Annotated in this window: 17 protein-coding genes and 10 pseudogenes; 17 read left to right on the top strand and 10 right to left on the bottom strand. The window is 53.8% G+C overall.

Annotated elements, in window-relative coordinates; genetic code table 11:
• Positions 1-994 precede the first annotated feature (994 nt).
• Together speB and speA are read right to left on the bottom strand one after the other, a co-directional pair.
• Positions 995-1,903, bottom strand: a pseudogene (gene speB, locus GPOALKHO_RS09385) (agmatinase); the annotation flags it as partial.
• A gap of 19 nt (positions 1,904-1,922) precedes the next feature.
• Positions 1,923-3,845, bottom strand: coding sequence for a biosynthetic arginine decarboxylase (gene speA / locus GPOALKHO_RS09380; RefSeq protein WP_406702275.1), 1,923 nt, complete (start codon positions 3,843-3,845; stop codon positions 1,923-1,925).
• Positions 3,846-4,727: 882 nt separating this feature from the next.
• Between speA and metK the strand changes: the two genes are divergently transcribed.
• The 8 genes and pseudogenes from metK to ruvX all read left to right on the top strand — a co-directional run bounded on the left by metK (position 4,728) and on the right by ruvX (position 12,318).
• On the top strand, positions 4,728-5,885 hold the full coding sequence (metK, locus tag GPOALKHO_RS09375) for a methionine adenosyltransferase (RefSeq protein WP_406702274.1): 1,158 nt from the start codon (positions 4,728-4,730) through the stop codon (positions 5,883-5,885).
• Positions 5,886-6,643: 758 nt separating this feature from the next.
• Positions 6,644-8,041: a sugar porter family MFS transporter gene (locus tag GPOALKHO_RS09370; protein ID WP_406702273.1), complete on the top strand. Its 1,398-nt coding sequence runs from the start codon at positions 6,644-6,646 to the stop codon at positions 8,039-8,041.
• Between the two features lie 487 nt (positions 8,042-8,528).
• Positions 8,529-8,657 carry a hypothetical protein gene (locus GPOALKHO_RS09365; RefSeq protein WP_406702272.1) on the top strand — a complete coding sequence of 43 codons (129 nt, stop codon included), beginning with the start codon at positions 8,529-8,531 and terminating at the stop codon, positions 8,655-8,657.
• A 239-nt stretch (positions 8,658-8,896) separates the two neighbouring features.
• Positions 8,897-9,485: pseudogene (locus GPOALKHO_RS09360) on the top strand (endonuclease); the annotation flags it as partial.
• A 146-nt stretch (positions 9,486-9,631) separates the two neighbouring features.
• Positions 9,632-10,303, top strand: a pseudogene (locus GPOALKHO_RS09355) (RsmE family RNA methyltransferase).
• An 11-nt stretch (positions 10,304-10,314) separates the two neighbouring features.
• A complete protein-coding gene (gene gshB, locus GPOALKHO_RS09350) occupies positions 10,315-11,271 on the top strand; it encodes a glutathione synthase (RefSeq protein ID WP_406702271.1) in 957 nt (318 codons plus the stop codon).
• 107 nt (positions 11,272-11,378) lie between these two features.
• A pseudogene (locus GPOALKHO_RS09345) lies at positions 11,379-11,878 on the top strand (YqgE/AlgH family protein).
• Positions 11,879-11,892: 14 nt separating this feature from the next.
• On the top strand, positions 11,893-12,318 hold the full coding sequence (gene ruvX / locus GPOALKHO_RS09340; RefSeq protein WP_406702270.1) for a Holliday junction resolvase RuvX: 426 nt from the start codon (positions 11,893-11,895) through the stop codon (positions 12,316-12,318).
• A gap of 118 nt (positions 12,319-12,436) precedes the next feature.
• Here ruvX and GPOALKHO_RS09335 read toward each other — a convergent pair.
• The 3 pseudogenes from GPOALKHO_RS09335 to GPOALKHO_RS09325 form a co-directional block, all read right to left on the bottom strand.
• Positions 12,437-12,778 (bottom strand): annotated as a pseudogene (locus GPOALKHO_RS09335) (L-rhamnose mutarotase).
• 33 nt (positions 12,779-12,811) lie between these two features.
• Positions 12,812-13,549, bottom strand: a pseudogene (locus GPOALKHO_RS09330) (class II aldolase/adducin family protein).
• Positions 13,550-13,930: 381 nt separating this feature from the next.
• Positions 13,931-14,434, bottom strand: a pseudogene (locus GPOALKHO_RS09325) (L-rhamnose isomerase); the annotation flags it as partial.
• Between the two features lie 1,480 nt (positions 14,435-15,914).
• Between GPOALKHO_RS09325 and GPOALKHO_RS09320 the strand changes: the two are divergent.
• Positions 15,915-16,825 (top strand): annotated as a pseudogene (locus tag GPOALKHO_RS09320) (AraC family transcriptional regulator).
• A gap of 276 nt (positions 16,826-17,101) precedes the next feature.
• On the opposite strand, the gene GPOALKHO_RS09315 reads toward GPOALKHO_RS09320, so the two are convergent.
• Both GPOALKHO_RS09315 and GPOALKHO_RS09310 read right to left on the bottom strand, forming a co-directional pair.
• On the bottom strand, positions 17,102-17,296 hold the full coding sequence (locus GPOALKHO_RS09315; RefSeq protein WP_406703481.1) for an L-rhamnose/proton symporter RhaT: 195 nt from the start codon (positions 17,294-17,296) through the stop codon (positions 17,102-17,104).
• 98 nt (positions 17,297-17,394) lie between these two features.
• Complete coding sequence (locus GPOALKHO_RS09310) at positions 17,395-17,784, bottom strand: L-rhamnose/proton symporter RhaT (protein ID WP_406702268.1); 390 nt, start codon at positions 17,782-17,784, stop codon at positions 17,395-17,397.
• 432 nt (positions 17,785-18,216) lie between these two features.
• Here GPOALKHO_RS09310 and GPOALKHO_RS09305 point away from each other — a divergent pair, with 432 nt between their 5' ends.
• Positions 18,217-18,405 carry a hypothetical protein gene (locus GPOALKHO_RS09305; protein WP_406702266.1) on the top strand — a complete coding sequence of 63 codons (189 nt, stop codon included), beginning with the start codon at positions 18,217-18,219 and terminating at the stop codon, positions 18,403-18,405.
• 144 nt (positions 18,406-18,549) lie between these two features.
• Here GPOALKHO_RS09305 and GPOALKHO_RS09300 read toward each other — a convergent pair whose 3' ends face one another.
• A complete protein-coding gene (locus GPOALKHO_RS09300; protein ID WP_406702264.1) occupies positions 18,550-18,846 on the bottom strand; it encodes a hypothetical protein in 297 nt (98 codons plus the stop codon).
• Positions 18,847-19,369: 523 nt separating this feature from the next.
• On the opposite strand from GPOALKHO_RS09300, the gene GPOALKHO_RS09295 reads away from it, so the two are divergent.
• The 5 genes and pseudogenes from GPOALKHO_RS09295 (at position 19,370) to hemW (ending at position 23,090) form a co-directional block, all read left to right on the top strand.
• Positions 19,370-20,065 carry a YggS family pyridoxal phosphate-dependent enzyme gene (locus GPOALKHO_RS09295; protein WP_406702262.1) on the top strand — a complete coding sequence of 232 codons (696 nt, stop codon included), beginning with the start codon at positions 19,370-19,372 and terminating at the stop codon, positions 20,063-20,065.
• 37 nt (positions 20,066-20,102) lie between these two features.
• On the top strand, positions 20,103-20,270 hold the full coding sequence (locus GPOALKHO_RS09290; protein WP_406702261.1) for a hypothetical protein: 168 nt from the start codon (positions 20,103-20,105) through the stop codon (positions 20,268-20,270).
• A gap of 384 nt (positions 20,271-20,654) precedes the next feature.
• Positions 20,655-21,194, top strand: coding sequence for a YggT family protein (locus GPOALKHO_RS09285; protein WP_406702259.1), 540 nt, complete (start codon positions 20,655-20,657; stop codon positions 21,192-21,194).
• Between the two features lie 5 nt (positions 21,195-21,199).
• Positions 21,200-21,486, top strand: a pseudogene (locus tag GPOALKHO_RS09280) (DUF167 family protein); the annotation flags it as partial.
• 473 nt (positions 21,487-21,959) lie between these two features.
• Positions 21,960-23,090 (top strand): radical SAM family heme chaperone HemW, encoded by a 1,131-nt coding sequence (gene hemW, locus GPOALKHO_RS09275; RefSeq protein WP_406702258.1) that lies wholly within the window; start codon positions 21,960-21,962, stop codon positions 23,088-23,090.
• Between the two features lie 535 nt (positions 23,091-23,625).
• On the opposite strand, the gene GPOALKHO_RS09270 is transcribed toward hemW, so the two are convergent.
• On the bottom strand, positions 23,626-23,910 hold the full coding sequence (locus tag GPOALKHO_RS09270) for a hypothetical protein (RefSeq protein WP_406702256.1): 285 nt from the start codon (positions 23,908-23,910) through the stop codon (positions 23,626-23,628).
• A 131-nt stretch (positions 23,911-24,041) separates the two neighbouring features.
• Positions 24,042-24,755: pseudogene (trmB, locus tag GPOALKHO_RS09265) on the bottom strand (tRNA (guanosine(46)-N7)-methyltransferase TrmB); the annotation flags it as partial.
• Positions 24,756-24,916: 161 nt separating this feature from the next.
• On the opposite strand from trmB, the gene mutY reads away from it, so the two are divergent.
• A complete protein-coding gene (gene mutY, locus GPOALKHO_RS09260; RefSeq protein WP_406702255.1) occupies positions 24,917-25,996 on the top strand; it encodes an A/G-specific adenine glycosylase in 1,080 nt (359 codons plus the stop codon).
• 12 nt (positions 25,997-26,008) lie between these two features.
• Positions 26,009-26,278, top strand: a complete 270-nt coding sequence (locus GPOALKHO_RS09255) for an oxidative damage protection protein (RefSeq protein ID WP_406703479.1) — start codon at positions 26,009-26,011, stop codon at positions 26,276-26,278.
• Positions 26,279-26,329 lie beyond the last annotated feature (51 nt).

Here is a 26,329-nt window from a genome sequence, read left to right as displayed (position 1 = left end):
GTACAAACCTGCTGCTAAACACATTCATACATTGAAACGCCCATCCAGAGTTAGCGCCAGCATTCATTAAGCTTCTTATGTGAAGCGGTACGCCTCGTATTGCTCCATCCCGATGCATTGAAGCACAAGAAAAACTAGCGTAAACGCACTAAAATTACCGAGGCTGTCGGCAGCGCTCGGCGAGAAGAGGTTACCCAGGAGCACAGATTATCCAGTTATTCTGCCGTCGTCTCATTATGGCACACAGCCCATTTATCGAAGGCAATCTGTATGTCATAGTACAGTTTATGATCGGCGGGCAGATTTATCAAAAAGCATCACTACACCGGCCAGACACCGCTTCAAATTCTCTTTACTGGTAGTGATGCTGCGTTTTTCACCGCCACGAGGCGATCGCGTCAACACTTACTTTCCTCGGTTGGCGATACCATGCAATTTCTTGTTCCGCAAAACGAAGCGTTGCAAGCGAGTATGCCTGCCAGAGAATTGGCAACTATTGGAGAAAACTGTTTCATGACAGTCGCCTGGCTTCGTTGACAGTCGCCTGGCTTCGTTGCACGTCCTTGAAAACTATTTCTTGTATAGTTCTATCACTCGATATTCGACTTGAAGAATCGGACTTTATATTGCTATTTTATCGATTTTTCTACCCAAAACCCTACTATCGGTGCAGTCCGATTGCGACCACGCGGTACAGAAGAAGCGGTTCAGCTTACCTTTAGTCATTACACCACCGTGACGATGCACTCACCCATTTCCGGCTCATTTTGTGCGCTCATCGACACACTGCATTATGGCGACGACCTGTCGTGTGTGCTGTTATTGATAGACCTTAACCGCGGGCAAACGGCATGGCTCCCGCCATTGGCGGGAGTAGATAGACTATATGCTACTGCGGACGTCACGCTTGTTACGCGTTTGACACCCCTTGTAGCGTGCTGGCATACCCCAGTGGGCCGCCGGCACACCGCCTTCCCTGTCGATCGTCGTTCAGCTTAGCGCCCTGGATATAAAGCATTTCCAGTGCCAGCGTAGCGGCAGCCAGCGCGGTGATCTGCGCCTGGTCGTAGGCTGGCGCTACTTCGACGATGTCCATGCCGATGATATTCAGCGGTTGCAGCCCGCGAAGCAGCTTCAGCGCCCGATCGCTAGTCAGGCCACCGATGACCGGCGTACCGGTGCCGGGGGCAGCAAAGGGATCCAGACAATCAATATCGAACGTGAGATAGACCGGCAAGTCACCCAGAATCTGCTTCACCTGAGCCAAAATATCGTCAACGCTGCGGTCATTAACCTGCTCTGCGTCGAGCACGGTGAACCCGTTATCGCGCTCGAATTCTGTACGGATGCCTATCTGCACCGAGTGGCCGGGATCGATTAATCCTTCGTTTGGCGCACGGTAAAACATGGTGCCGTGATCGAACTTGTTGTCGTTGGCGTAGGTATCGGTATGGGCGTCGAAGTGCACTAGCGCCATTTTGCCGAAGTGTTTGGCGTGAGCACGCAATAACGGCAAAGTGACGAAGTGATCGCCGCCAAGCGATAGCATCCGTTTGCCGGCCGACAGTAGCCGCTCGGCATGGTCCTGTAATTTTTTGCAAAAGTCCTGAGCCTCACCGAATTCGTACACCAGATCGCCGCAGTCCACCACCTTGAGATGTTTACGCACGTCGAAATCCCACGGCCAACGGCAACCTTCCCAAGCCAGGTTGGTGGAAACCTGGCGGATCGCGGCGGGCCCGTGCCGGCAGCCGGCACGCCCGGAGGTCGCCATATCGAAGGGAATACCGGTGATCACCCAGTCTGCGTCTGTGTGATACGGGTTGAATTCCAGCGGAAGACGCAGGAAACCGAAAGCGTTCGACACTAGCGAATTATCGTAATTATGACCCAGAGTACTCATCGTCATTCCTTACTTAACGTTATTCACCTTCCAGGTAAGTGTATCCATACAGGCCCGCCTCGAACTCATCCAGGAATTTGCTTTGCAGTTCAGCATCCAGATCGGCGTTTTTCACCTGGTCACGGAAACGTGTCAGTAGCATACCGGGATCGAGCCGCACATAGCGCAGCATATCGGCAACGGTATCACCTTCGTTAGACTCGTTCATCTTCAGACTGCCGTCCTTGAACACATATACATCCACCGTGGTGGTATCGCCGAACAAGTTATGCATGTTGCCGAGGATTTCCTGATAGGCGCCCACCATAAAAAAGCCGAGAGCCTGCGGATTATCGGCATCGTAAGGCGGCATTGGCATGGTAGTGGCGATGCCATCGCCATCAATGTAATGATCAATTGTGCCATCAGAGTCACAGGTAATATCAAGCAGCACCGCGCGTCCCTCCGGCGGCCTATCCAGCCCCGACAACGGCAGAACCGGGAACAGTTGGTCTATCCCCCAGGCATCCGGCATCGACTGGAATAGTGAGAAGTTGACGTACAGCTTATCCGCCATACGCTCTTGTAATTCATCAATTATCGGCCGGTGAGCGCGATTACTCGGATCGAGTTGCGTCTGGATCAAGCGGCAGATGTTGAGATACAGCTGCTCGGCCCAGGCACGCTGCATCAGATCCAGCATACCATGAGTATATTGCGTATGGACATCATGCAAATCCATCTGGCTGTCGTGCAACCATTCACGCAACGAACGACGATTGCGCGGCTCCTGCATTTCCTGCCAAGTCTGCCACAGGCTTTCCAACGCGCGCGGGGCGTCCGTCTCAGGCGGATGCGGCTCGTTGAATTCATTACGTTCCACGCCAATGACATTGGACACCAGCACCGTATGGTGCGCCGTCACCGCCCGTCCGGACTCTGTAATAACCGTTGGATGCGGCAGACCGTATTCATTACAGGCATCACCGATACCCCAGATGACCTTGTTGGCATATTCGTTCAAGCCATAATTAACCGATCCGTCGGATTGCGAACGGGTGCCTTCATAATCGACCCCCAGGCCGCCGCCGACGTCGAAACATTCAATATGGACGCCTATTTTATGCAATTCGACATAAAAACGCGCCGATTCACGCACGCCGGAAGCGATATCGCGAATATTCGATAATTGGGAACCTAAATGGAAATGCAGCAATTGCAGGCTGTCCAACCGTCCTTTCGCACGCAGCAGATCGACCAGTTGCAGCACCTGCGCCGCCGCAAGGCCAAATTTGGACTTTTCGCCGCCGCTCGATTGCCATTTGCCAGAGCCCTGCGAGGCTAGGCGGGCGCGCACGCCGAGGCGCGGCACCACATTCAGCCGTTCTGCCTCCTCCAGTACCAGCGTGATTTCGGAAAGTTTTTCAATTACCAGGTAGGCTTTATGACCGATCTTTTCGCCGATGAGCGCTAGGCGAATATATTCCCGGTCTTTGTAGCCATTGCAAACGATCACCGTGCGGGTCATGCCGGCATGGGCGAGTACCGCCATCAGTTCCGCTTTGGAACCGGCCTCCAAGCCCAGGGGCTCGCCGGAGTTGATCAGAGATTCGATAACGCGGCGGTGCTGGTTGACCTTAATTGGATAAACTAGGAAATAGCCGCCCCGGTAATCAAAGGAATCGCGCGCCCGCTGAAAAGCGGCGTTAATGGAGCGCAAGCGGTGCTGCAAGATCTGTGGGAAGCAGAACAGCGCCGGCAGACGCTGGCCTTTGGTCTGGCGCTGTTTTACCAGTTCCGCCAGATCGACGCACGCCTCGGGAAAGTCAGGATCCGGGCAAACGCTGATATTACCAAACTGATTGACGTCGTAGTAGTTATTGCCCCAGTACGTGACATTGTAAGTTCTCAGCATTTCGCTGGCGTCGCTGTCGTTCATGGCTACCATGGCTACCTCCTGCATTAAGCGCAAAGTGTCTTGTCGAGCCGCGCGGCGCGGTTCCTGGTCCAGTCGTGAATCAGTTATGGCGGCGGGTCGCCAATGGTGCGACCTTTATTGCCCGCTACCGTCGATTCAGCGCTCACGCCGGTTAGAACACTCAGCCGGCTCGCGCGCAACGAACGCGGCAAGAGACGCTACCGGACGCCGCCGGCGTCCGGTCTATCCCAGACAGCAATTGTAAAATACCTTGCTAAACTCCATTGTAAAATACCTTGCTAAACTCCATGCTATTTAGGATGGCGGAACACCATCAATTAGGATTGCATGAAAGGCCGTATGGCCCGAAATCAGAACCTCGCATCTAGCCCGCCCGAGAGCCCTGAGTCGCCCCGGTTGGGCGACGACTTCCACAAGACAGGATGAGCGAGGCGTCGTGGATAAGGGCAGTCGACGCGCTGCACGTTGGAGACGGGAAACGAGAGAAATCACACGCGTCAAGAACCCTATCTCTTGAAAAACAAGACACTCAACCGGGCGGCGGGGATAAGTGTAAAATTTTCGTTTGGTTAACTTTTACATTACCCGATGCAAACGCGCGCGATTTTATACCGCTCAATGGGGAAAAGCAAAATTAATTAGCCTATGTCACTTTATTGACTCTGCATTGAAACTAACTGATATATTTCAGCAAAAAATTACTGGCATTCCATCGAAACTCACCCTAAAATAGCCATCCAGAAGTTAATCCATCTATACTGATTAACTGTTTTACTGCTGAACGACAGTTTTCGTGGGAGGCAGCATGACGCGTACCGTTATCATCTCGGCATCGCGTATTGCGGGTGGCCAGTCCTAAGCACTATGCAATCATTTCTAACCCTTAATCCAAAGGTAAAAAGACCAATGGCTAAACATCTATTTACATCTGAATCTGTTTCAGAGGGGCATCCTGATAAAATCGCGGACCAGATTTCCGACGCCGTGCTGGACGCGATTCTGGCACAGGATCCCAAGGCGCGCGTCGCCTGCGAAACCTATATTAAAACTGGTATAGTTCTGGTGGGTGGCGAGATCATCACCACTAGCGCCTGGGTGGATATTGAAGAATTGACGCGCAGCACTATCCGCGAGATCGGTTACATTCATTCAGAGATGGGCTTTGACTCCAACTCTTGTGCCGTGCTGAGTGCCATTGGTAAGCAGTCTCCAGATATTAATCGGGGCGTGGATCGCACCGATCCGTTGGAACAGGGCGCAGGCGACCAAGGGCTGATGTTCGGTTACGCCACCAATGAAACCGATGTGCTGATGCCGGCGCCAATCACCTACGCGCACCGTTTGATGGCCCGCCAGTCCCAGGTTCGTAAAAACGGCACCCTGCCATGGTTGCGTCCGGACGCCAAAAGTCAGGTCACTTTCGCCTACGACAACGGCAAAGTGGTGGGCATTGATGCCGTGGTGCTGTCCACGCAGCATGCGGAAGACATCGCCTTGCCACAGCTGAAAGAAGCGGTGATGGAAGAGATCATCAAACCGGTTTTGCCAGCGGAATGGCTCTCTTCCCTGACCAAATATTTTATCAACCCGACCGGCCGTTTCGTTATCGGTGGTCCAATGGGCGACTGTGGGTTGACCGGCCGAAAAATCATCGTCGATACCTACGGCGGCATGGCCCGTCACGGCGGCGGCGCCTTCTCCGGTAAGGATCCGTCTAAGGTTGACCGTTCGGCAGCATATGCCGCGCGCTACGTGGCCAAAAACATCGTCGCTGCCGGCCTGGCCGATCACTGTGAAATTCAGGTGTCCTATGCCATTGGCGTAGCGGAACCGACCTCCATCACCATCGAAACCTTCGGCAGTGAAAAGATCTCGGCAAAAAACCTGACGGCGCTGGTGCGCGAATTCTTCGACCTGCGTCCTTATGGGTTAATCACAATGCTGGATCTGCTGCAGCCGATCTACCGCAAAACTGCCGCCTACGGTCACTTCGGACGCGAACTTTTCCCATGGGAAAAGACCGACAAAGCCGAACTGCTGCGGGACGCAGCTGGTCTGAAATAACGCACTATAACAACGCGCGGCGGACGTACTGCCGCGGCACCGAAACGGCGATCGATACGATCGCCATTTTGCCTGCAGGGATGGGTTTCTCGCCGGTATTCACCTACCGATAAAGGCCGCCTAAGCCGAGCGCACACCGACCCTGTCGCTGCTTTACAACTCCATAATGCAATCGGGTCCGGTGCTGGCCGCCCCTCGGCTACTATCTTGGCCAAGCGCGGCCCCTCCTTGCTGTTACAGTCTAGCTTACATTATCTCCAGTTGCCCGCGACCCGTCATCACGCGGGGTGATATGAGATGTCACCAGGCAGATGCATACCGGCTAGCGCCATTTCGCCTAACGTTGCAGAGCTGCGACGTTTTTCAGCGTCGTTGATACTGTCTTCTCGCCACGAGAAATGCGATGAAATTTATTCAGCGAAAATTTTTGTTTCATCTAAACTAAACACGTCGCCACACCAAAGAGAATCCGACCTTTTTTACTAATTATCATTAAATTAATATGGTTGTGCCAAGCATTAAATACTTCATTTCTTATTTGTTACAAAATGTGTACAACATCCGAATTATTTTCGATAACAACCGCTCTGAATACCCTATATCAGCATGGCAACGCTTTCTCTACGGATGAATATGCTGACAGACAGGGATAAGTGTGTGTAACAGATCATATACTTGTGATCGACCTCACACTTTGTCGGCATACATTTACATAATATTAGTAACTATTAATTCACGTAGCACATCATGGAGGCATTATGAGTACTGCCACACCTAAATCTGGCAGATTCCATGCTCGTTTTACTTTTTTCGTTTGTTTTATGGCGGCGTTGGTCGGCCTGCTGTTTGGGTTGGATATTGGCGTCATCGCCGGCGCGCTACCTTTCCTGTCCACTGATCTGCACATCGATAATCGGCAACAGGAATGGGTGGTTAGCTCCATGATGTTTGGCGCCGCGGTGGGCGCGCTTGCCGCTGGCTGGATGTCAGCCAAATTGGGACGAAAATTTAGCCTGCTTGCCGGCGCCGTGTTGTTCATCATCAGTTCTCTGTGGTCGGCGCTATCCCCCACTGTAGAATCGCTGATCATCGCCCGTATTCTGCTGGGGCTGGCGGTCGGGATTGCCTCTTATACCGCCCCACTTTACCTGTCGGAAATCGCGCCGGAAAAGATCCGCGGTTCGATGATTTCCATGTATCAGTTGATGATCACCATCGGGATCCTTGCAGCCTATCTCTCTGATACTGCTTTCAGCTATAGCGGCTCCTGGCGCTGGATGCTGGGCATCATAACCATCCCGTCGGTATTGCTATTCATCGGCGTACTATTTCTGCCGGGCAGCCCGCGCTGGCTGGCGACCAGAGAGCGTTATCATGAAGCACAAAAAGTGCTGGATATGCTGCGCAGCTCCAGCGAACAGGCACGCAAAGAACTAGAAGAAATCCGCGAAAGCTTGAAAATCAAACAAAGCGGCTGGGCGCTGTTCAAAGACAACAGTAATTTCCGCCGCGCGGTCTTCCTCGGCGTCCTGTTACAGGTGATGCAGCAATTCACCGGTATGAACGTGATTATGTACTACGCGCCGAAAATCTTCAGGATTGCCGGTTTTACCAGCACTGTCGATCAGATGTGGGGAACAGTGATTGTCGGATTGATCAACGTGCTGGCGACGTTTATCGCTATCGGTCTGGTGGATCGCTGGGGTCGTAGACCGACCCTGAAACTGGGTTTCCTGGTCATGGCGGCTGGCATGGGCGTGCTGGGTACGCTATTGCACTTGGGGATCAACACCGAATTCCAAAAATACTTCGCCATCATCATGCTGATGCTGTTTATCGTCGGTTTCGCGATGAGCGCCGGCCCACTGATTTGGGTATTGTGTTCTGAAATTCAGCCCCTGAAAGGGCGCGACTTCGGTATCACCGTTTCCACCGCTACCAACTGGATTTCCAATATGATCGTCGGCGCGACCTTCCTTACCATGCTGGAAACGCTGGGCAACGCCAACACCTTCTGGGTGTACGGTGCGTTGAACGTCATCTTTATCATATTGACGATTATGCTGGTTCCGGAAACTAAAAACGTTTCTCTCGAGCATATCGAACGCAATCTAATGATCGGCAAGCCGCTGCGCGAGATTGGTGCGCGGGACTAACCGCTCCTCTTTTGCGTAGACCTACGCCGCCGTCCTGCTGGACGGCGGCGTTTTTCTTCGAGGGAGGTCCAAAGGCTCACCTTAGCAGCCTGCTCGATAGCCTGTGTTGGCGGTGTTTTTATTTCCATGCTTATTCAAGGTGCGCCATGGGCGCGAATTTATCCAAAGCACCTCCCTTAACGACAGAGACGCCACGAACAGCGGAGGTCGCGCTCTAGCGCTCGGATTAAATAAAATACCCAGCGATAGTGAAGTGTTGGCCTGTGCATGGTTGAGCAGTACTCTCCCGCCGCGCTGACGCGGTTGCATTCTGTTTCACCGTCAGTTAGGTTGACGAGTATGAAACCGTTGTGTGTTCCAACAGCTCTGCAATGGGGTGTCATGCAGTACCTGCAGACCAAGCTCGCACAGGTCGAGGCGTATTTTGGCTGTATTTTAACCCACCCTCACCTACCAACAGCGCAGCACATCTGCCGGGACCGCCTGGTTGGAAATATACCTGAATCCGCAATCGCTGCTGGAAAATCAGCCAACCCTCATTGATGAAGTAATTCCGCACGAACTGGCGAACCTGCTGGTGTTTTGCCAGTTTTGCCGGGTGTCGCCCTACGGATGAGAGTGGCGCTGGATAAAGAGTCATGTGCTGCAAACCCTGCCGTCGGCCGCACGAATTTGACCTGACGGTTATGAGACCCAATGCCGCTGTAGACGCTGTGGCGACCTATTACAGCCCGAGAGAGACGTTAAGAACTCCTCGCCTGCTTTCCATCATTTCCGTCATTCGACGCACCGCGCGTTCAATTTGTCTCTGCGCAATTAGGCAACCTGCGCCTTTCTAAATTGAACACTCTGATGATGCCGCATAAAACTTCTAGCCTACTAGCCGCTGTCCTCTTGTTCTTTTCTCTTTCCACCGCGGCAAAAGTGCAGCAGATTACCAATTTCAACCAGGCGAAAGCGGCGGCGGTGAAAATCAATCGCGACGCACCCGGCTCCTTTTTATTGCGGTTGTGCCATCCTCTGGCGGGGCAAAAGGGCATCCCGGATCCGGCGTCCTGCGGCTATCAGGTGCGTAAAAGCGAGATGCGCGCCAACCGCATCGAATAGGAACATGTGATACCGGTTTGAGAGTGTGACCATCAGCGTACTAATGCCAGCAAAACGGAAAACTGCGCCAAAGATAGCGGTTTATCGGCAAATCGAAACAGACCTGCATAATCTGCAACCCGCGATCGGCGAAGTGAACAGCAATCGCGGCAACTATCAATACAGTCAATGGCGCGGCGGCGGGGGCCAGTACGGCCGCTGTGAAATGCAGCTGGATTTCAAAGAGCAAGCAGACGGGGCGCCGACGGCCCGCGTGCGCGGCGCCATCACCCGGACTTGCTTCTACATACGCGATCGTTACCAGCTTCGTCTTTCCCGGGCGCAAACGCAGTTATTTGCGGTGGGACTGGGTAGGAATGCAAGCGTATCGACGCCAGCCTGCAGCCAATGAAAGTACTGCTCTACACTGAAGTGCCCAGCCGTTACGCCGGCAGGGTTAATTCCGCCCGAGCAGCTAGACAGCCAGAATTATAACCACGCTTTATGCGAATACTTCGCATATATCTCCGGCACCGATGGCCGTCGGCGACGTCCTTGACGTTAGCGAAGACACGGCGCATCATTTAGACTGGGTGTTGAGCATAACCATCAATGCGCCGTTTGAGCTATTTGATGTCAGTAATCAGGTTGTTGGCGCTCGTTTAAGTCGAGCGGACAAAACCGTCGAGGCCAAAGTGCTGTCAGTACACACGGAAATCGCGAATCGCCGCGGCATTTGCACTTTGGATAGGTGATGTTTCGCGGTGAAAATGGAATTCACTATCCAGAAATCCATTGAATTAGGGCAAATGTAATCCCGCCATTGTTTTCGGCATGCTGTGACGTCAAGCTGGAGGGCGAGCGGCTGGAAAAGAAGTTGCAGTAGTGGCGCAAAATCGTCATCTGCGCCTGTGAACAGTGCAGCCACAATCGCCTGACGGAGTCGCTCCACGATAACGTTTGAGGCGTGCTGTGCAGAGCAGCGCATTAATACGCTGCTGTTGACAGCGGACAGTGTTCGCCTGTTGATCGGGCCAAAGGACGGCCTGTCTGCGGAGGGAGTTGCGTTGACCGCTAATTATGGATTTAGCGATATTCTGCTAGGCGCTACACATGTTACGTACTGAGAGCATCGCACTCACCGCTCTGCAAGTGCGTTTCGGCGATTTGGGGTAAGGGAGAAGACAATGACTAAGCTTGGTATCGTGATGGATCCGATTTCCTCCATCAATATTAAAAAAGACAGTAGCTTCGCCATGCTGCTGGAAGCGCAGCGCCGCGGCTATGAAATTCACTATATGGAAATGAGCTCTCTGTATCTGCGCGGCGGCGAGGCGCGGGCCACCACCCGCCTGCTATCGGTAAAACAGGATTATGATACCTGGTACAGCTTTAACGGCGAACAAGATATCAATCTGGGCGAACTGGATGTGATCCTGATGCGCAAGGATCCGCCATTCGATACCGAATTTATCTATGCCACCTACATTCTGGAACGCGCGGAAGATGAGGGGGCGCTTATCGTCAATAAACCGCAGAGCCTGCGGGACTGTAACGAAAAATTGTTCACCGCCTGGTTCGCGCTCCACACGCCGGACACACTGGTAAGTCGCCGCGACGACCACATTCGCGCCTTCTTGCAGGAGCACGGCGACGTCATCCTGAAACCGCTGGACGGCATGGGCGGCACATCGATTTTTCATGTCAAGCAAGATGATCCCAATCTGACGGTCATTATTGAGACCTTGACCGGATACGACCGCCATTTCTGTATAGCACAAAATTATCTGCCGGCCATCAAAGACGGCGATAAGCGGGTGCTGGTGGTAGATGGCGAACCGATTCCCTATTGCCTGGCGCGTATTCCCAAAAGCGGCGAAACCCGCGGCAATCTGGCCGCCGGCGGCCGCGGAGAAGCCCGCCCGCTCAGCGACAGCGACTGGAAAATCGCCCGCGACGTGGCGCCAGTGCTGAAGAAGAAAGGGCTGATTTTCGTCGGTCTGGATATCATTGGCGACCGCCTGACGGAGATTAACGTCACCAGCCCCACCTGCATACGGGATATCGAAACAGCCTTCCCTATTTCTATCACCGGTATGTTGATGGACGCAATAGAAAAACGCCTGGCGGCGCAACAACGCTGATGCATGTGACGTGGCCGCAATCTGATTTCGCTTGCGGCCAGTGACTTATCACTATTTTGCCAGTGTACCGGACGCTGTTAAACTTACTGATATTATCTATTTAAAGCATGAACTTACAGCACTATTTTCATCGCCATGCCATCGTTGCAAAATCCACTGTTCAAGCGAGTGTTCTGTGGTCTACGTTTGTGAGCATAACAGTGACGGCGCCATGGGTATCGTCATCAACAAGCTCGTTGAGCAATTCATCGTCGAAAACGTGCTCCACAAGCTTAAAATCGTGCCCACCAACCGCGATCCGGCCATCCGGCTGAACGAATCGGTGTTTTCCGGCGGCACGTTGGCGGGTAACCGCGGCTTATCCTGTATACGCCGCCAGAGGGTTTCGGATCCAGTATCGGCATTTCGTCGCAAACGATAATAACCACCTCAAAGGGTGTGCTGGAGACGCTCGACTACTCCGTCTGGGAGTAGTGCTAGCTAGAGCGCGAGCTGCTGGAAAACTCCTGTGCCGACAGCGAAATTCTGTTCCATACCCTCGTCACCGCTCGCCGTCGTGAAGCGGCAAAAACCCTCGGCATCGATTATTCATAATATCGCCAACTAAGCGGGTTATACCTAATGCTCGACGCTAGCAGCATCATGGCTTTCGATTTCGGTACGCGCAGCATCGGCGTAGCCATTGGTCAACGCGTTACCTGTACTGCCCGACCGCTGACGGCGTTAAAGGTCCGTGACGGCGTGCCTGATTGGCAGCAGATCGAAAAATTGCTCAACGAGTGGCGGCCGGATACGGTAGTGGTGGGGTTACCGCTGAACATGGACGGCAGCGAACAGCCGCTGACTGCCCTGGCGCGCAAGTTCGCCAACCGGCTGCACGGCCGATTTGGCGTGCAAGTGGTGCTGCACGATGAACGCCTCAGCACCGTCGATGTCCGCGCGAGTTTGTTTGCGCGCGGCGGCTATCGCGCGCTGGAGAAAAGCAATGTGGACGCAGGATCAGCGGCCATCATTTTGGAAAGCTGGCTCAAGCAATTTCCCGAATAACGCTGCGGCACCATCGTCAGTCACCTGCAGCGTCATCACCGACAGAGATAACCTATACGCCGCTCGCGGCACCTCTACAGCCCTCAGGAAAGTCTCCTGGCTCGCAACAGTGGCGATATCATAATGCAGAGCAACGGCGCGTCTCCCTTGCCACTGCCATATGCCTACTTATGCTAGTCCACACCTGCCGCAGGGCTGCACTTATCGGGCTGTTATCGACGTTGGCGGGCATGGCGTCGGCATATGGCGCTACCACGCCGGCACACTTCCATCTCCATCACCGCATCCCAACGCACTTCGAATTCAATCTTTACATAGGCGAACAGTAGATGACGCTATTAATAAAGAAAAATACCGTAGTGATTGGGCGCCCGTGCTACTTTAAAGCCTGCGACAGCTCAGGCCATATCGGATTGTGCCGGCGTTCATACTCCTGATGCGCTTCTGTATTGACACGCATAACAAAGGCTTTCTTATCATCACATTACTCCGTTTAATGCGACTCAACGTCCAGCGCCGCCGTCATCGGTGTCATGCCGAAACACTCGCCGAACCCGACGAGTTCAAGGCGATTGATGATCTGCTTTTGCCCGCCCCATCGAGCAGACCTTTATCATCACCTCGGCGGATTTTTCCGCGGTATCGAGCAGAACGAAAGCATCATTCAACGAAGGACCGCTGACGAAAATACCATGAAAAGGCCAGAGCATCCAGCGAATGCGCGTGCGTTTTCCGAAGTAGCGGCGCCAAACCGTCGGTCCCGGAGAGACCATCCAGGGAATGATGCCTACTTCGTCTGGGAAACACCACTAAACATTTTGTACCATCTTCCCACAGCTCGCGAATAGAGCGGGCAGGTCCAGCTCCAGCACATAGCGTAAGGCAAGGAGATTGGTGGATGATGGCCAGATCGCTGCCTCCAGTCACCTGTTTACGCACGGTATGGGACTACAGGTGTGTGGCCAGCTCAGAAGTTGGCAGTCCACTGGCGATAAGCCCCGCAGGATATGGTAACCGGTGTCGTCCTCTGACAAGAAAATAACTGCCGGCCGGCGCCGACAATATTTCGCTGTGCAGCCGCGGGTTAACTCTCTTGCGTGGGGCGACATCTTCTTGCGCCATGCGCAAGCTTATGTTACCACCTTTGCGTTCGTCCCAGCCTTTGAGCTACATATCGCTAATCGCCTTGACTATGCCATTGAATGAACCAGAAAGAAAGTAAATGATTGATAACAAAGTATCCTTAGTGTTGACTTAACACGGTTTGTTCACATTCACACGCCTACGCCAGCATCGCTTTTTCATATTACGGGTGCCGATAACTCAGGCGGCGTACAGTTAATGGGGGTATCCAAAAAGTCCAGGCAGATGCGGGCCCGGTTGAACTGAACAGCTATTGCTACACGATCTCTCTGGCGATAGCCTGTGTTTCATCGTCCAGCAGAACCACATGAGAAAACACGGGACAAACAGGCTGGCCCGCTGGAGATTTTATCGGAGATAACCTTGGTGAATGGAAGTGACAGGCGGCTAAGCGCAGCGCGGTACCGCAGCTGGTAGAGTGGGCCTTTCCACCGAGTGGTGACGGCGCGGATCCAGTTTTAACCGTATCCAGCGCTGCCAGCAGTCGCTCGCGCGACGCCAGCCGATCACTTCACTTGTGAGATCTTTCATCCCGCCTGGTATCTAGATATTCACGATGTCGTTCCCAATTCACGGCCAAAATAGACGGAAATACGACGGCTAGCCTGGCAGTGCCTAATCTAAAATTGACGAATCTTGTCATCGGCATGGAAAAGGGTGAAGCCATCAGTGCTCAACAGATGGGAGGCAGGTAAGATCCAGCGGGCGAAATGTGCCGGCTCGAGATGACGTTGTGCTCTACCGGTGCCCCGCCTCCAGATAAATGACGTGCAGACCGAGCTGCTTCGGTCCCTGGATCAGGCTAAACGCTTGCTCCAGATCGGCGCGCGGTTGCTGAGCATTTGGTGGCTTTACCGAGATAATTATCGGTGACCTGAATCCCAGGTCAATGTACCGGTGGGTTCTCAAAACCGGCAACATCGTCGCCTTGCCAGACATGCATCGAAACGGGCAGCGCATCCAGCGGCGCCAGCCGCCTGCTTCACGTTGACATCACTTGCCGGTTGCTAGGCTTGTTGTTCAAGGGATGAGCTCATAACAGGGTTTCCTCTTACGGATAGCAAGGCATCTGACAATGTTGCCAGTGATGGGCAAATCTGGTATCGGGCCGGGCAGGTAGTGCGCCAGCGGAAAACTGCATTTGACGAAGCGCCATGAACTAGTTAACCCAGCGGTTTTGGCTGTCACCGCCGACGATATGCCATTCAGCAGCAGGCCTCGCGGATGGCGTCTACCATCGAGATGGGATTGATAAAGCGCTCATCGTTAAGATTGATCAAACGGGCGAGGGCAGCAACGCGGCGGCCTCCTCCAGCAGAGCCGGCAGACTTGCAATCCCCAGCTCCTGGGTGATGCGGTTCAATAACCACAGGTCCATAATATTTTACAGGGACGAGGCGACCACCGCGCTGGCGGTGTCACAAGTAGCCGCGGCGATAGTAGCCGCGGCGATAACAGCCACACGTTGTCCTGACGAGCTAATGCATAACCGGACGTATGCCAGACGGGTGATGGGTACCGAGCTAATGGCGGGGCCCAGATAGTCCAATAGGGCTTATCCCAAGCGTTTGTCGACAGATTAAGCGGTTGCGTGGTACTTGGCAACGTCAGGCTCTTCTGATAGAGAGTGTTAAACGGCGGAAATTGGATTCCGCCGACCAAGACGACGCGCACCCCATAAAGTAACACATAATCGACACCCCAAGTATCAAACCAATGCTGTCTAGCATTGTGTCGTTGCGATCCAACTAACCGAAATAAGGATTTCCTTCTCGAGGCGGTCCAAGTCCCAACAATCCGCCCCTGCTGCTTAACAAAGCCGTTAGCGAAGCGTTGAACTTCCAGCAATCTTACCGCTGCACAGCGCTATCTCCAGGTCGCCAGCATTACTAGGCCTCTGATGGCGCCCATTTTGGTGGCAATGTAAGCAGGAATATACCTTCCGGTGGCGGTTGGCAAAATCGTCAAAATGAATGTGAATTCGATCACAAAAGCAATATCGCCTCCGTTTGTTATCTCGTCCCTCCGGCCGCCTGTGATCTTCGCCGCAAAATCCATCACGGGGCCGCAAAATTTGAAAAACCGCAATGCGGTGTTCGATGGTTTGGATTAAAGACGCACCGCATTATCGCGGCATGTACGGTGATGATTTTTGTTTCCCCAAACGCTACGGTTGCCATCGAACCTCGCCTGCCGCAGTGGGATTTTCTCGAGCATTATCACGATTTCTAGGAGATGGCGCTGGAAACGGATCGGGCATACATGTTTTCAACGATCAACCCCACACGCTGTGTAGCAGTGCCGTTTGTTTTGTCCGATCCGATGACCACCACCTGTTTGAAAGCGTAGAGTCGGATGGGTATGTTCAACGTGCTGTACCGCGCCCCAACGTGTTTCGTCTTTTGCAGAATATCACTCCGTTTTTTAGGGGATGACGACATAGGGATGATGACATAAATAGCCTTAATAGCCTTAAACCGCAGGTTTCCGACTATTTCTTGACCGACAAAACGCGGTCACCGTTGCCGATCATCGACCGTAGCCCGCTTTTCCACGGCATAATCATGGGTTTGACGAAATCGTCTTTGTCTGGCGCAGCAATGGTCTGCGTATTCTTAATGAAGCGCCCTATCCCATCACCTGTGGCGATCTTTCTATATCAACCTTTCTATATCAACGCCCGTGACCGCCACAGTTATGAAGCGGTCAACGATTTAGAACTGGACAACGTTCCGTACCGGCGCAAACTGCTTACCCTCAACGTAAACTGGCAAGATCCGCTTCCCAGGCCATGCTTCGGGGACGGAGACGTGACAGTATTCGTTAAGCACGCCAGGTATGACCATCTTTCTTTCGCCAGAGCGTCGATATGCTGACACAGGGGTACATGAAAGCCGATGCGCTATCGCTGCTGCTGTGTGACACTCTGTTTTGCAGTTGGCTCTGAGAACTAAACGTTTCCATCATGCCCCGGACAGCTCATTTTTCGACGCCGAACAGTTGAATCTGCTGCTGATAGTGTTGCGCGTCAATATCAGAAATATCAGAGCGCCTTTCAGGCTGGATGTTTTGCCGCCAGTATGACCTTAACACCCGCACGTTGTTGGTGATGTAAAACTATACCTGTATGAGTATACATCATTATTTGCGTCAGTTACGTCTGTGCAAAGCGATAGACCTGTTGCGCCACAGTTAGCAGGCGATAGAATAGGCGATGTCGCATCGCTGTGCTGCTTCGATAATAACAACTACTTTCAGTAGCGTTCAACCTCAACCAAACCAGGCTTACGTGCTGTCGCCGAACCAATATCGCCAGCGCTTTCGGAAGTCCTCAGCCCAGATTAACGGTTTATCACGCCGCTAGGCCGCACCTATGGCGCTTGCGCCGGCGGCACTCGAGGCCTGTAACGCATCCAACCGGTTAATTCTATAACTGTCACTCGACCGCCGTTTACCACGCGGAGCTCAGGAGGCCATCTCCAAGCCTACGATCTTGGCGACCAAGAAATCACCAGTGCGCCGAACATAACCAGCTTACGGGTGTTTTGCCAACGCCCAGTTACTCTTTCAGCACTAGTCCGACGATGCCATCGCACGGCGGATAGCTGTTCATATGCAGCATTCAGCTAACGAACGCGTACTAGGATGGATTGGCATAGCCCTGGGAATAGAAAAAGAATTGCAGATACTGCATGACGCCGGCGAGAATTGAGAACAATGCATTGGCTATCAGCAGCGATTTCCCAACCGAGAGATCGGCCTTCATGGATATTCCCGGCGCGTAACGAGCCAGGTAAAGCAAGTAGCCCGGGTTGACAATAGCGCCATCTCCCATAATCACCACATGGCTGGGCAGCGCATAAAGTAGACTAATTCCGGCGTTTTCGCCGCTTCATGCATCGGTACCGCCACGTCCAACAAGCGACATGCCCGCTAAAAAGAAGCCGCAAACGATCGAGAAATAGTCCTTTTAAGGTGCATTCTTTCGTCCGGCTCCTCTGTGCCAGTTTTTAACGGGCCGGCATAGCTGACAATACCCACGCCGATGACCGCCACTAGCACCCAGACCAAGGTAATCCATCCGTCGGTGGTGTTGAGCAGGATGCCGCATTTCCCCTGGATGAGAAGTATTAGTAATGTGCCGACAATAAGCGTAATGCCAATGACAATATCGATTCCCATCGACATCCCAAGGTAGCGCATCGTCAAACCGTAGTTAAAATATTGCCGATGCTCCACATCGCCACAAGCAGGAAAACCGGCAACAACGTACCTCAGGGAAAACTGCGGTAGTAGGCACAGAAGTCCGATAGTGGCATCCAACTGACGACCCAGGATAGGCGAAGAAACCGCTAAGGGACCACATGGTTTACCAGCCCCGATAACGAACTTTTGAACCAGGCATAAAACAGGTGGCACTGGTGGGCGACGATGAAATGCCAGAAGATCCCCAGTGCAATAGAACTACCCATGGACAAGCTCCTGTCTGCAAAATGAGATCGCCGGCGGCGTCGAACTGCAAGGCAGCGCAATTAGGGATCTTGCTGGGCGTAACGCCCTCGGATCATGCCATCTTTTTTAGCAGTGTTATAGCCAACCTGATAGATCCGCTCTGCTCGGTCACTGAGACCATTTGCCAGCCGTCCTGTGTCATTGCCGGAATGGCTTTGCTACCAATGTCAGGGCAATTAAACCCGCGCTGTCGGATAATTCATGACTACCGACCTTTGCTTAAATCGATTTTACAGTGGTTGAATGGCAAACAACGCCGGCGAACGGCGTCGCCAAACACGCCGCGGCTATAAGCATTTGCTTGATTTTTATCTAGTTATCTCTCCTCCGCCGCTCGCTCTTTCGGCGCTGGTCAGCGCCGGGGAACAGCAGCACACGAGATTGCATGACAAAGAAGCAAAACAATCCGTAGCCAAGGTGATCTTCACATAGCAATAAATCGCCGCCCAGTGCCCAGTGCCCAGTGCCCAGTGTCAAGCGTCACGGCGCCGGGGCGTGTTGCATCATGTCCGCCAGGACATTGTCATTGCCAGCGAAAGCGCAAGAAAAGCTGTACGGACGCTGTAATGTCGCATTTCAGGACGCAGCGGGCGAATGCTGGCTTCTCGAACGCTGACAGCCCATCTGTAGTCCCGGCAGCAGATGGATTTTCCTTTCGCGGATGAGATAACGCCCCGTGGGCGTCATGGTCAGCAGTTTAAAGAGTCCTATTCGCCATTGGCGTTTGACCAATTGCTGCGCCATCACCCCAGCAGGTTGCTGGCGAGCATTGCGCAGCTTGCCAAGCAAGATAACGTCGGGATCCTCGCGTAGGGCGGGCACGCGCGAAACCAGTTGCAGTAGCGCCCTATTTCCCGCTAATGGATAAGACAATGTCTTGAGGTATGTAGATGCTCGATGGGACTCTCAAGTGTAATGATGTTAGTGCCTGGCTGTCGTTTGGCTCATTGACAACCGCCGCCAGAGAACTCGATCCCGCCGTCCGACTGCCCGGTCACCAGCATCAGCCCCGTGACCGTGCCAGCAGCCTCACGCCGCCGACAGCCCCGTTCCGCGATACACGGCGACCGGGAAGGGGTAAGATGCAGGCTTAGGGATAGGCTGCCCTGCTGAAAAAGGTGGGCTCGCACCCGCCGTTCCTCCGGCTAGTGTCAGGACCGCCTCCCCTGACCGGGCACACGCCATCAGGTCTTGCTGGCGTGTGTCAAGATAGCGATAGCGCCGGGCGCTTGCCGGCGATGCCGCTCTCTGAAAAGCTGGTGTCTCCAAGCGGCCGCAGTAGGTCATCCACGCACATTATCGGCAGCTGACCGGGACACAAAAGTACAGATCAGAGGCACTATGTTTTACACTATGGCCAACCGGTTTATTCAATTCTATACAACCTCCAAAAACCATGAGTACTATCGAGCAGAATCTACAGCGCGTTCATCAGCAAATCCGCACGGCTGCGCAGGATTGTGGCCGCGATCCCCGGCAGATAACCTTGCTCGCCGTCAGTAAAACCAAACCCGTGAGGGTGATCGAAACCGCCATCGCAGCTGGTCAGCGGGCCTTTGGGGAAAATTATGTGCAAGAAGGCGTGGAAAAAATAGGCTGGCTTGGGGAGCGATTTGGGAGCGCGGGGCTGATTTGGCACTTCATCGGTCCGCTACAATCCAATAAAAGTCGTCTAGTAGCGGAAAATTTCGATTGGTGCCATACCCTGGATCGCCCGCAGCTGGTCAGGCGACTAAACAATCAGCGGCCGGCGCAACGTGCGCCGCTCAATGTATTAATCCAAATCAACATCAGTGACGAACAGACGAAAGCCGGTATTGCACCTGAGGACATGCTGTCCCTTGCGACGCTTATCGTGGAGCACCCACGTTTGCGGTTGCGCGGTTTGATGGCGATCCCGGCGCCGGAGAGCGACTTCCAGCGGCAATTGGCGGTATTTAAGTACATGTCCGACTTGTATGAGGCCTTACAACGTGTCCATCCCGTCGTCGACACGCTATCGCTGGGCATGACGGACGATATGCCTGCAGCTATCGCCGCCGGCAGTACGCTGGTGCGTATCGGCACCGCGATTTTCGGCGCCAGAGACTAGAGTTATGCATCTCCTAAACAGCTTAACGAGGAACTGTATGCAACAGTGTAAAATCACCTTTATCAGCGCCGATAATATGGCACAGGCCATCACCACCAGTCTGGTGGATAACAGCTTCACGCTCATTTTATTAGGTTTTCGCTCCTTCCACCACGCATCACGACGCGTTGGTCGAGCGTTACGGCGTACAAAGCAGTGGCGATAATCTGCGCGGCACGCACGAGGCTGATGTAGTGGTTCTGGCAGGATGAAGCTGCAGCTTATCACCCAGGTCTGCGAATCGCTGCGCCAAGAGATAGATTTTTTCGGCAAAGTGGTGCTTTCCATTACCGCAGGTGTTACCGTGAAGCGCTTTATGCGCTGCTAGGCGAAGATATTGCCATTGTGCGTTTAATGCCCAATGCGCCCTGCATGCCCGTACCCGGTGCTGCAAACTTGGCTCTTCAAGTTTTGAGCAGCAGGAGCTGCCCCGCTCTGTCGCAAGCGCGATGCAGGCGGCGGTCGCACGTGTCGAAGAGATGAAAAAATTATTCTGATGGTTTGTCGCCGACGCGGCGCTTGTTAATCTGATTAAGGACATTTAGCTCTTATGCCGACAGTTTTGTTTAAAACGCTAATCGATCTTTATATTATGGTGATGTTGTTACGCATTTGGATGCAGTGGACGCGATGCGATTTCTATAATCCGTTTTCACAACTGATTGTCAAAATCACCCAGCCACTGATTGGGCCACTGCGCCGAGTTATTCCCACCCTCGGTCCGCTGGACAGTGCTTCGTTGTTGCTGGCGTTAATTCTGGCGGTGATCAAAATTCCACTGCTGATGCTCATCGAAGTGCACGTTCTGATCCTTGAACCCATTTTTTTACTGGCCGGCCTGCTGACGCTACTGAAAGTAGCCGGCGAACTGGTGTTCTGGGTAGTAATTATTCGTTCCTTGCTCAGCTGGGTCAGCCAAGGGCGCAGCCCGATGGATGTGGTGCTTTATCAATTAACTGAACCGCTAATGTATCCGATTCGCCGCATTCTGCCGGCTATGGGCAGCATCGATTTTTCGGCAATGGTGGTGATCCTCATCCTTTATGCCCTGAGTTATCTTGGTATGAGTCTGTTCCCGGGAATGTGGTAACGCCTATGATCGGCGTTTGGCGCGAGGGTGATACGCTGGTGCTGCGGCTCTATATCCAACTCAGGGCCAGCCACAACCTATCGCTGGCGATCAACGACGATGAAACAAGGTCGCCATCACAGCACCGCCTGTGGACGGTCAGGCAAACAGCCATTTTGATTCGTTTTCTGGAGAAAGAATTTGGCGTGGCGAAAAGTCGCGTCATCCTGAAAGGGGGGAGCTGGGGCGCCATAAACAGATTCGGATCGACCAGCCCCGGCAAATTCCCGAGCCCATTGCACGTCTATTGGACGCTGCGGTGGCGGATAGTGGCGTAGAGCGCGTTGGACGTGACGTCGGTGGAGGAAACCAGCTTGACGTTTATTGAAAATGCGTTTATCAAGGCCCGCCGGAGCGGTTTTGGTCACCGGTCTACCGGTCATCACCAACGATTCAGGCTTGGTGGTGGATGCGCTCGCCGGCGCGCTGGCATCTATTCAGCCAATTATGCCGGAGATGGCCTTGGTGCCGAACAGTCAGCGTGGCGCCCAGTTTTCACTGTGTCCTGGTTTCTCTACGTTATACCGGACGTCCCAACACTGCTGGTGTGCCACGGCAGTTGGTCCGGCGAGATTATCGCCAGCCGTCCGGCGCCGGCGGTTTTGGCTACGATCCTGTTTTACTGTTGACTGAGCAAGGCCACATCGCTGCCAACCTTAACGCGGAAGAAAGCAGGCGCTTTCCCACCGCGGTCAGGCGCTGGCCTGCTTGCTGGAGCCCTGCGCCATGCCTAATTTACCGCCGCTCAGCCTGTATCTGCATATTCCCTGGTGTGTGCAAAAATGCCCTTATTGCGATTTCAATTCCCATGCACTGAAATGTGAAGTGCCGCACCAAGACTATGTCGATCACCTGCTGGCGGATTTGAGTCATGACCTATCGCTAACGTCAGGCCGCGGCGTCAATACCCTGTTCATCGGCGGCGGCACCCCCAGCCTGCTTTCGTCTAGCGCCATGCGGTCGCTGCTTGACGGCGTGCGCCAGCGGCTACCGCTGGCCCAGGACGCCGAAATTACCATGGAAGCCAATCCGAGTACCGTTGAGGCGGATCGTTTCGCGGCTTATCAGCAGGCAGGTATCCATCGCATTTCCATTGGAGTACAGAGCTTCGAGCCGGAGAAGCTCGTCCGTCTCGGCCGCATCCATGGCGCGGAGGAGGCCCGGCGCGCAGCGCGGTTGGCGGCCTCGCTCGACCTGTGCAGTTTTAATCTTGACTTGATGCATGGCCTGCCGGACCAGTCGCTTGCTGGCGCTCTTGATGATTTGGTCCAGGCCATCGCTCTGGCTCCGCCGCATTTGTCCTGGTATCAATTGACCATCGAGCCGAATACGTTATTTGGCTCGCGGCCGCCGTCGCTGCCGGATGATGATGCGCTCTGGGATATCTACCAGCACGGCAACAAGCTACTCACCGCGGCGGGTTATCACCAGTATGAAACCTCCGCCTACGCCAAGCCTGGCTTTCAATGCCGTCATAATCTCAACTATTGGCGCTTTGGCGATTATCTTGGCATCGGCTGCGGTGCCCACGGCAAGCTGACCCAGCCGGACGGCACGGTTTTACGCACGGTGAAAACCCGCCATCCGCGCGGTTATATGCAGGGCAATTATCTGGAAAAATGCTATCCGGTTGCGCCAGCTGATTTGCCGTTTGAATATTTTATGAACCGTTTCCGACTGTTAGAAGCAGCACCGCGCGTGGAATTCACCTCTTTTACCGGGCTGGCGGAAACCACGGTGCGCCACGCGCTGGATCAGGCGCTGGCCGGCGGGTATATCAGCGAAAGCGACAGTCATTGGCAAGTCACGAACAAAGGAAAGCTGTTTCTCAACTCCCTGCTCGAGCTATTTCTGTAAGATCGCAACGCTAGTGCAGGAATAGGCTGCGGTAAATCGCTGTTCCTTATCATACTTATCATAGTACCTATCGCCGCCAGGGCGCGTGATAAGGCTAATCGTCCGCTCCTCTTCCTGGCCGTTCCAAGCCCTGTAGCTCTCGGCGGCGCCTGGGGCGTTAGCCGCGCTGCGGCAAGGCTCACCCTTTACTGTTGCACAGTCTCAGATCAGGGCAGCGCCTCCACCAGCGTTTGGCGCTGGTGCTCAAGGGAGGTTACCCGCTGACACACTTGCCGTCAGAACTGCTTGTCTTGTTCTTGATTATTCCATTCGGCCTGTAGCGCCCACTGCAGGCCGCCCAGGCTACTCCATCACCGATTGCGATGGATTATGCCGTTAACCGCCTGGCATATGCTCACTCATCAAGGCTGTCATGAATCACACCGCCCATGCCTTCCCACGATTGCCGGCGTCCTGCTTGACCTGACTAGTGATCCGATGATGGAAAGTGAGCCCATCGCTGTGGTGTGTTTGATAATGCGGTCCATCTGCCGTTTCAGCTGCTCATCCAACGTGGTGAGCCGATGCGCACGTTACTGTCGCAGCCGAGCTGTTGCACGATGATCTTATCCAGCGCCTGTAGTCCTTTCCGGATAGGCGCGGGCGCCCTCGTCAATTCAGAGTAAATCCCTCTGCAGAGCGCTTTGATAAGTCTAAAGAGGCACAAGCGTATCGTTTGCTGCACCTCACCAACCGGAATGATGGTCAACGTGCCGCTTTGGCTTATCATCTGTACCGCCTGCGAGGCAATGATGAAGTCGTCCTGGGGTTTGCCGGGCATTGATAACTGCCTAGGCCTGCCAGGCGGTCTCAACAATCACCCAAGCATTGGCATTGCTTTGCACAACATACCTTCCCCTGATATTGACCTGCATGAAGAAAACCAGAATCGTTCCTGCTTGTTTGCTCAGACTTCTTCTCAAACATTAAATCCCAAACGCCGTGACCTAACCGCTGACCGCGCTGTTCAAACTTGGTTAACGGGCGGCTCGCCGGCCGCGGCACATAGTCTCCGGCGGAGGAAAGGTTACGGAAAGTATCGGCAGCCGACATGACCACCAGCATATGCTCGGCATAAGGTTGCCAGTCGGTCGCCATATGAAAAACCCCGCCGGCGGCGAGTTTGCGCCCGACTAGCTCGACAAACGGCGCCTGTATAATACGGCGTTTATTGTGTCGTGCTTTGTGCCATGGATCAGGGAAAAACAGCTGCACCAGCGCCAAAGACGCCTCCGGGATCATCTGCTCCAGCACTTCCACCGCATCATGACATATCAGGCGTAAATTACTAACGCCGGCTTCCTCCGCGCTGGCAAGGCAGGCGCCGACGCCAGGCATGTGGACCTCAATACCGATGAAATTTTGCTCGGGATGCGCCGTCGCCATGATCACCAAGGACGCTCCCATGCCAAAACCGATTTCCAGCGTCACCGGCGCCGCGCGGCCGAATAACACCTTAAGATCGAGCGACTGCGCCTGATAATCAATTCCCATCGCCGGCCATAGCGTCTCCAGTGCATACTGCTGTCCCTTGGTCAGCCTGCCCTGTCGGCGGACGAAACTACGGATCCGTCGCAGCGCGCGTCCCTGCTCATAGAATTCGGGTGAGAGGACATTGTTGCTCATAAAATTCCACAATGTAAAAGGGTTGACAAATGCGTATTATGCAAAAATAGCGCTGTTTAGCGCAACGGAGGAAAGTTCCTGTTTACAATCTGTGCGCACTATGCTGCAATCACGCATTAGAACAACGACGCGGATCTTCGCCCACAGGTAACGGTTTCCCAATGACGCAAGTGCTACCATTCGCGCAATGCGTTCTTGACTGGTACCAGCAGTTCGGCCGTAAAACCCTGCCTTGGCAGTTGGAAAAAACGCCATACAAAGTCTGGTTATCGGAAGTCATGCTACAACAAACGCAGGTGATGACTGTCATCCCCTATTTTCAACGCTTCACGGCCAAATTCCCCACCGTCAGCCAACTCGCTGTGTCGCCGCTGGATGAAGTGTTGCATTTGTGGACCGGCCTCGGCTATTACGCCCGCGCGCGCAATTTGCATAAAGCGGCCCAGCTCATCAGCGAGCGCCACGGCGGCGAATTTCCTGAAGACTTTGACGCCGTCTGCGCCCTACCCGGCATTGGCCGCTCCACCGCGGGCGCCATATTATCGCTGGCGCTGGACAGGCACTATCCCATTCTTGATGGCAACGTGAAACGGGTTCTCGCCCGCTACTGTGCCGTTGCCGGCTGGCCCGGGAGAAAAGAGGTGGAGAAGCAGCTGTGGCGGCACAGTGAACAGGTCACGCCAGCGCGAGGCGTGGCGCAATTCAATCAGGCCATGATGGATTTGGGTGCGATGGTGTGCACCCGCTCGCGGCCGAAATGCGAACTCTGCCCGCTGCACCGAAGTTGCCAGGCCTACGCCTCCCATAGCTGGACCAGCTATCCCAGTAAAAAACCGAAGCAGACTTTGCCGGAAAAAACCACCTGGTTTCTGCTGCTACAGGATGGCAATTGCGTATGGCTTGAGCAGCGCCCGGCGGTGGGCCTGTGGGGCGGGCTGTTTTGTTTTCCGCAGTTTGCTGATACGCAGGCATTGTCGCTCTGGCTGTCTCAGCGCGGTTTGCCTAACGGCCAATGTAAACAACTAACGGCGTTCCGTCATACCTTCAGTCATTTCCATTTGGATATCGTACCGATGTGGCAAAAGGTTAGCACGATTCAACGCTGTATGGATGAAGGTGGCGGACTCTGGTATAACTTAGCTCAGCCGCCGGCGGTCGGACTAGCGGCACCGGTCGAGCGCTTGCTATTGCAATTGCGCCGGCCTCGACAGGCTACCTTGTTGCCTGCGGCTGCCAACTAAAGAGGAGCAATGATGAGCAGAACGATTTACTGTACTTTTCTTAAGTGTGAAGCCGAAGGGTCGGATTATCAAATTTATCCGGGTGAACTGGGTAAGCGCATTTATGACTCAATTTCTAAAGAAGCCTGGTCGCAGTGGCAAATCAAGCAAACGATGCTGATTAACGAAAAGAAACTCAACATGATGGACGTCGCTGATCGTAAAGTGTTGGAGCAGGAGATGATTAATTTCCTGTTTGAAGGGCAGGATTTGCATATCCAGGGGTATACCCCGCCGGGCTGATAACGCCTTTCGATGTGCCTATGCCATGGAAATTTCTAGCCCTGGCACGGA

The organism is Sodalis sp. (in: enterobacteria), from assembly GCF_036327475.1.
Classification (GTDB): domain Bacteria; phylum Pseudomonadota; class Gammaproteobacteria; order Enterobacterales; family Enterobacteriaceae.
The sequence above is the reverse complement of the archived record's forward strand: the minus strand, read 5'-3'. Positions and strand labels throughout refer to the sequence as shown.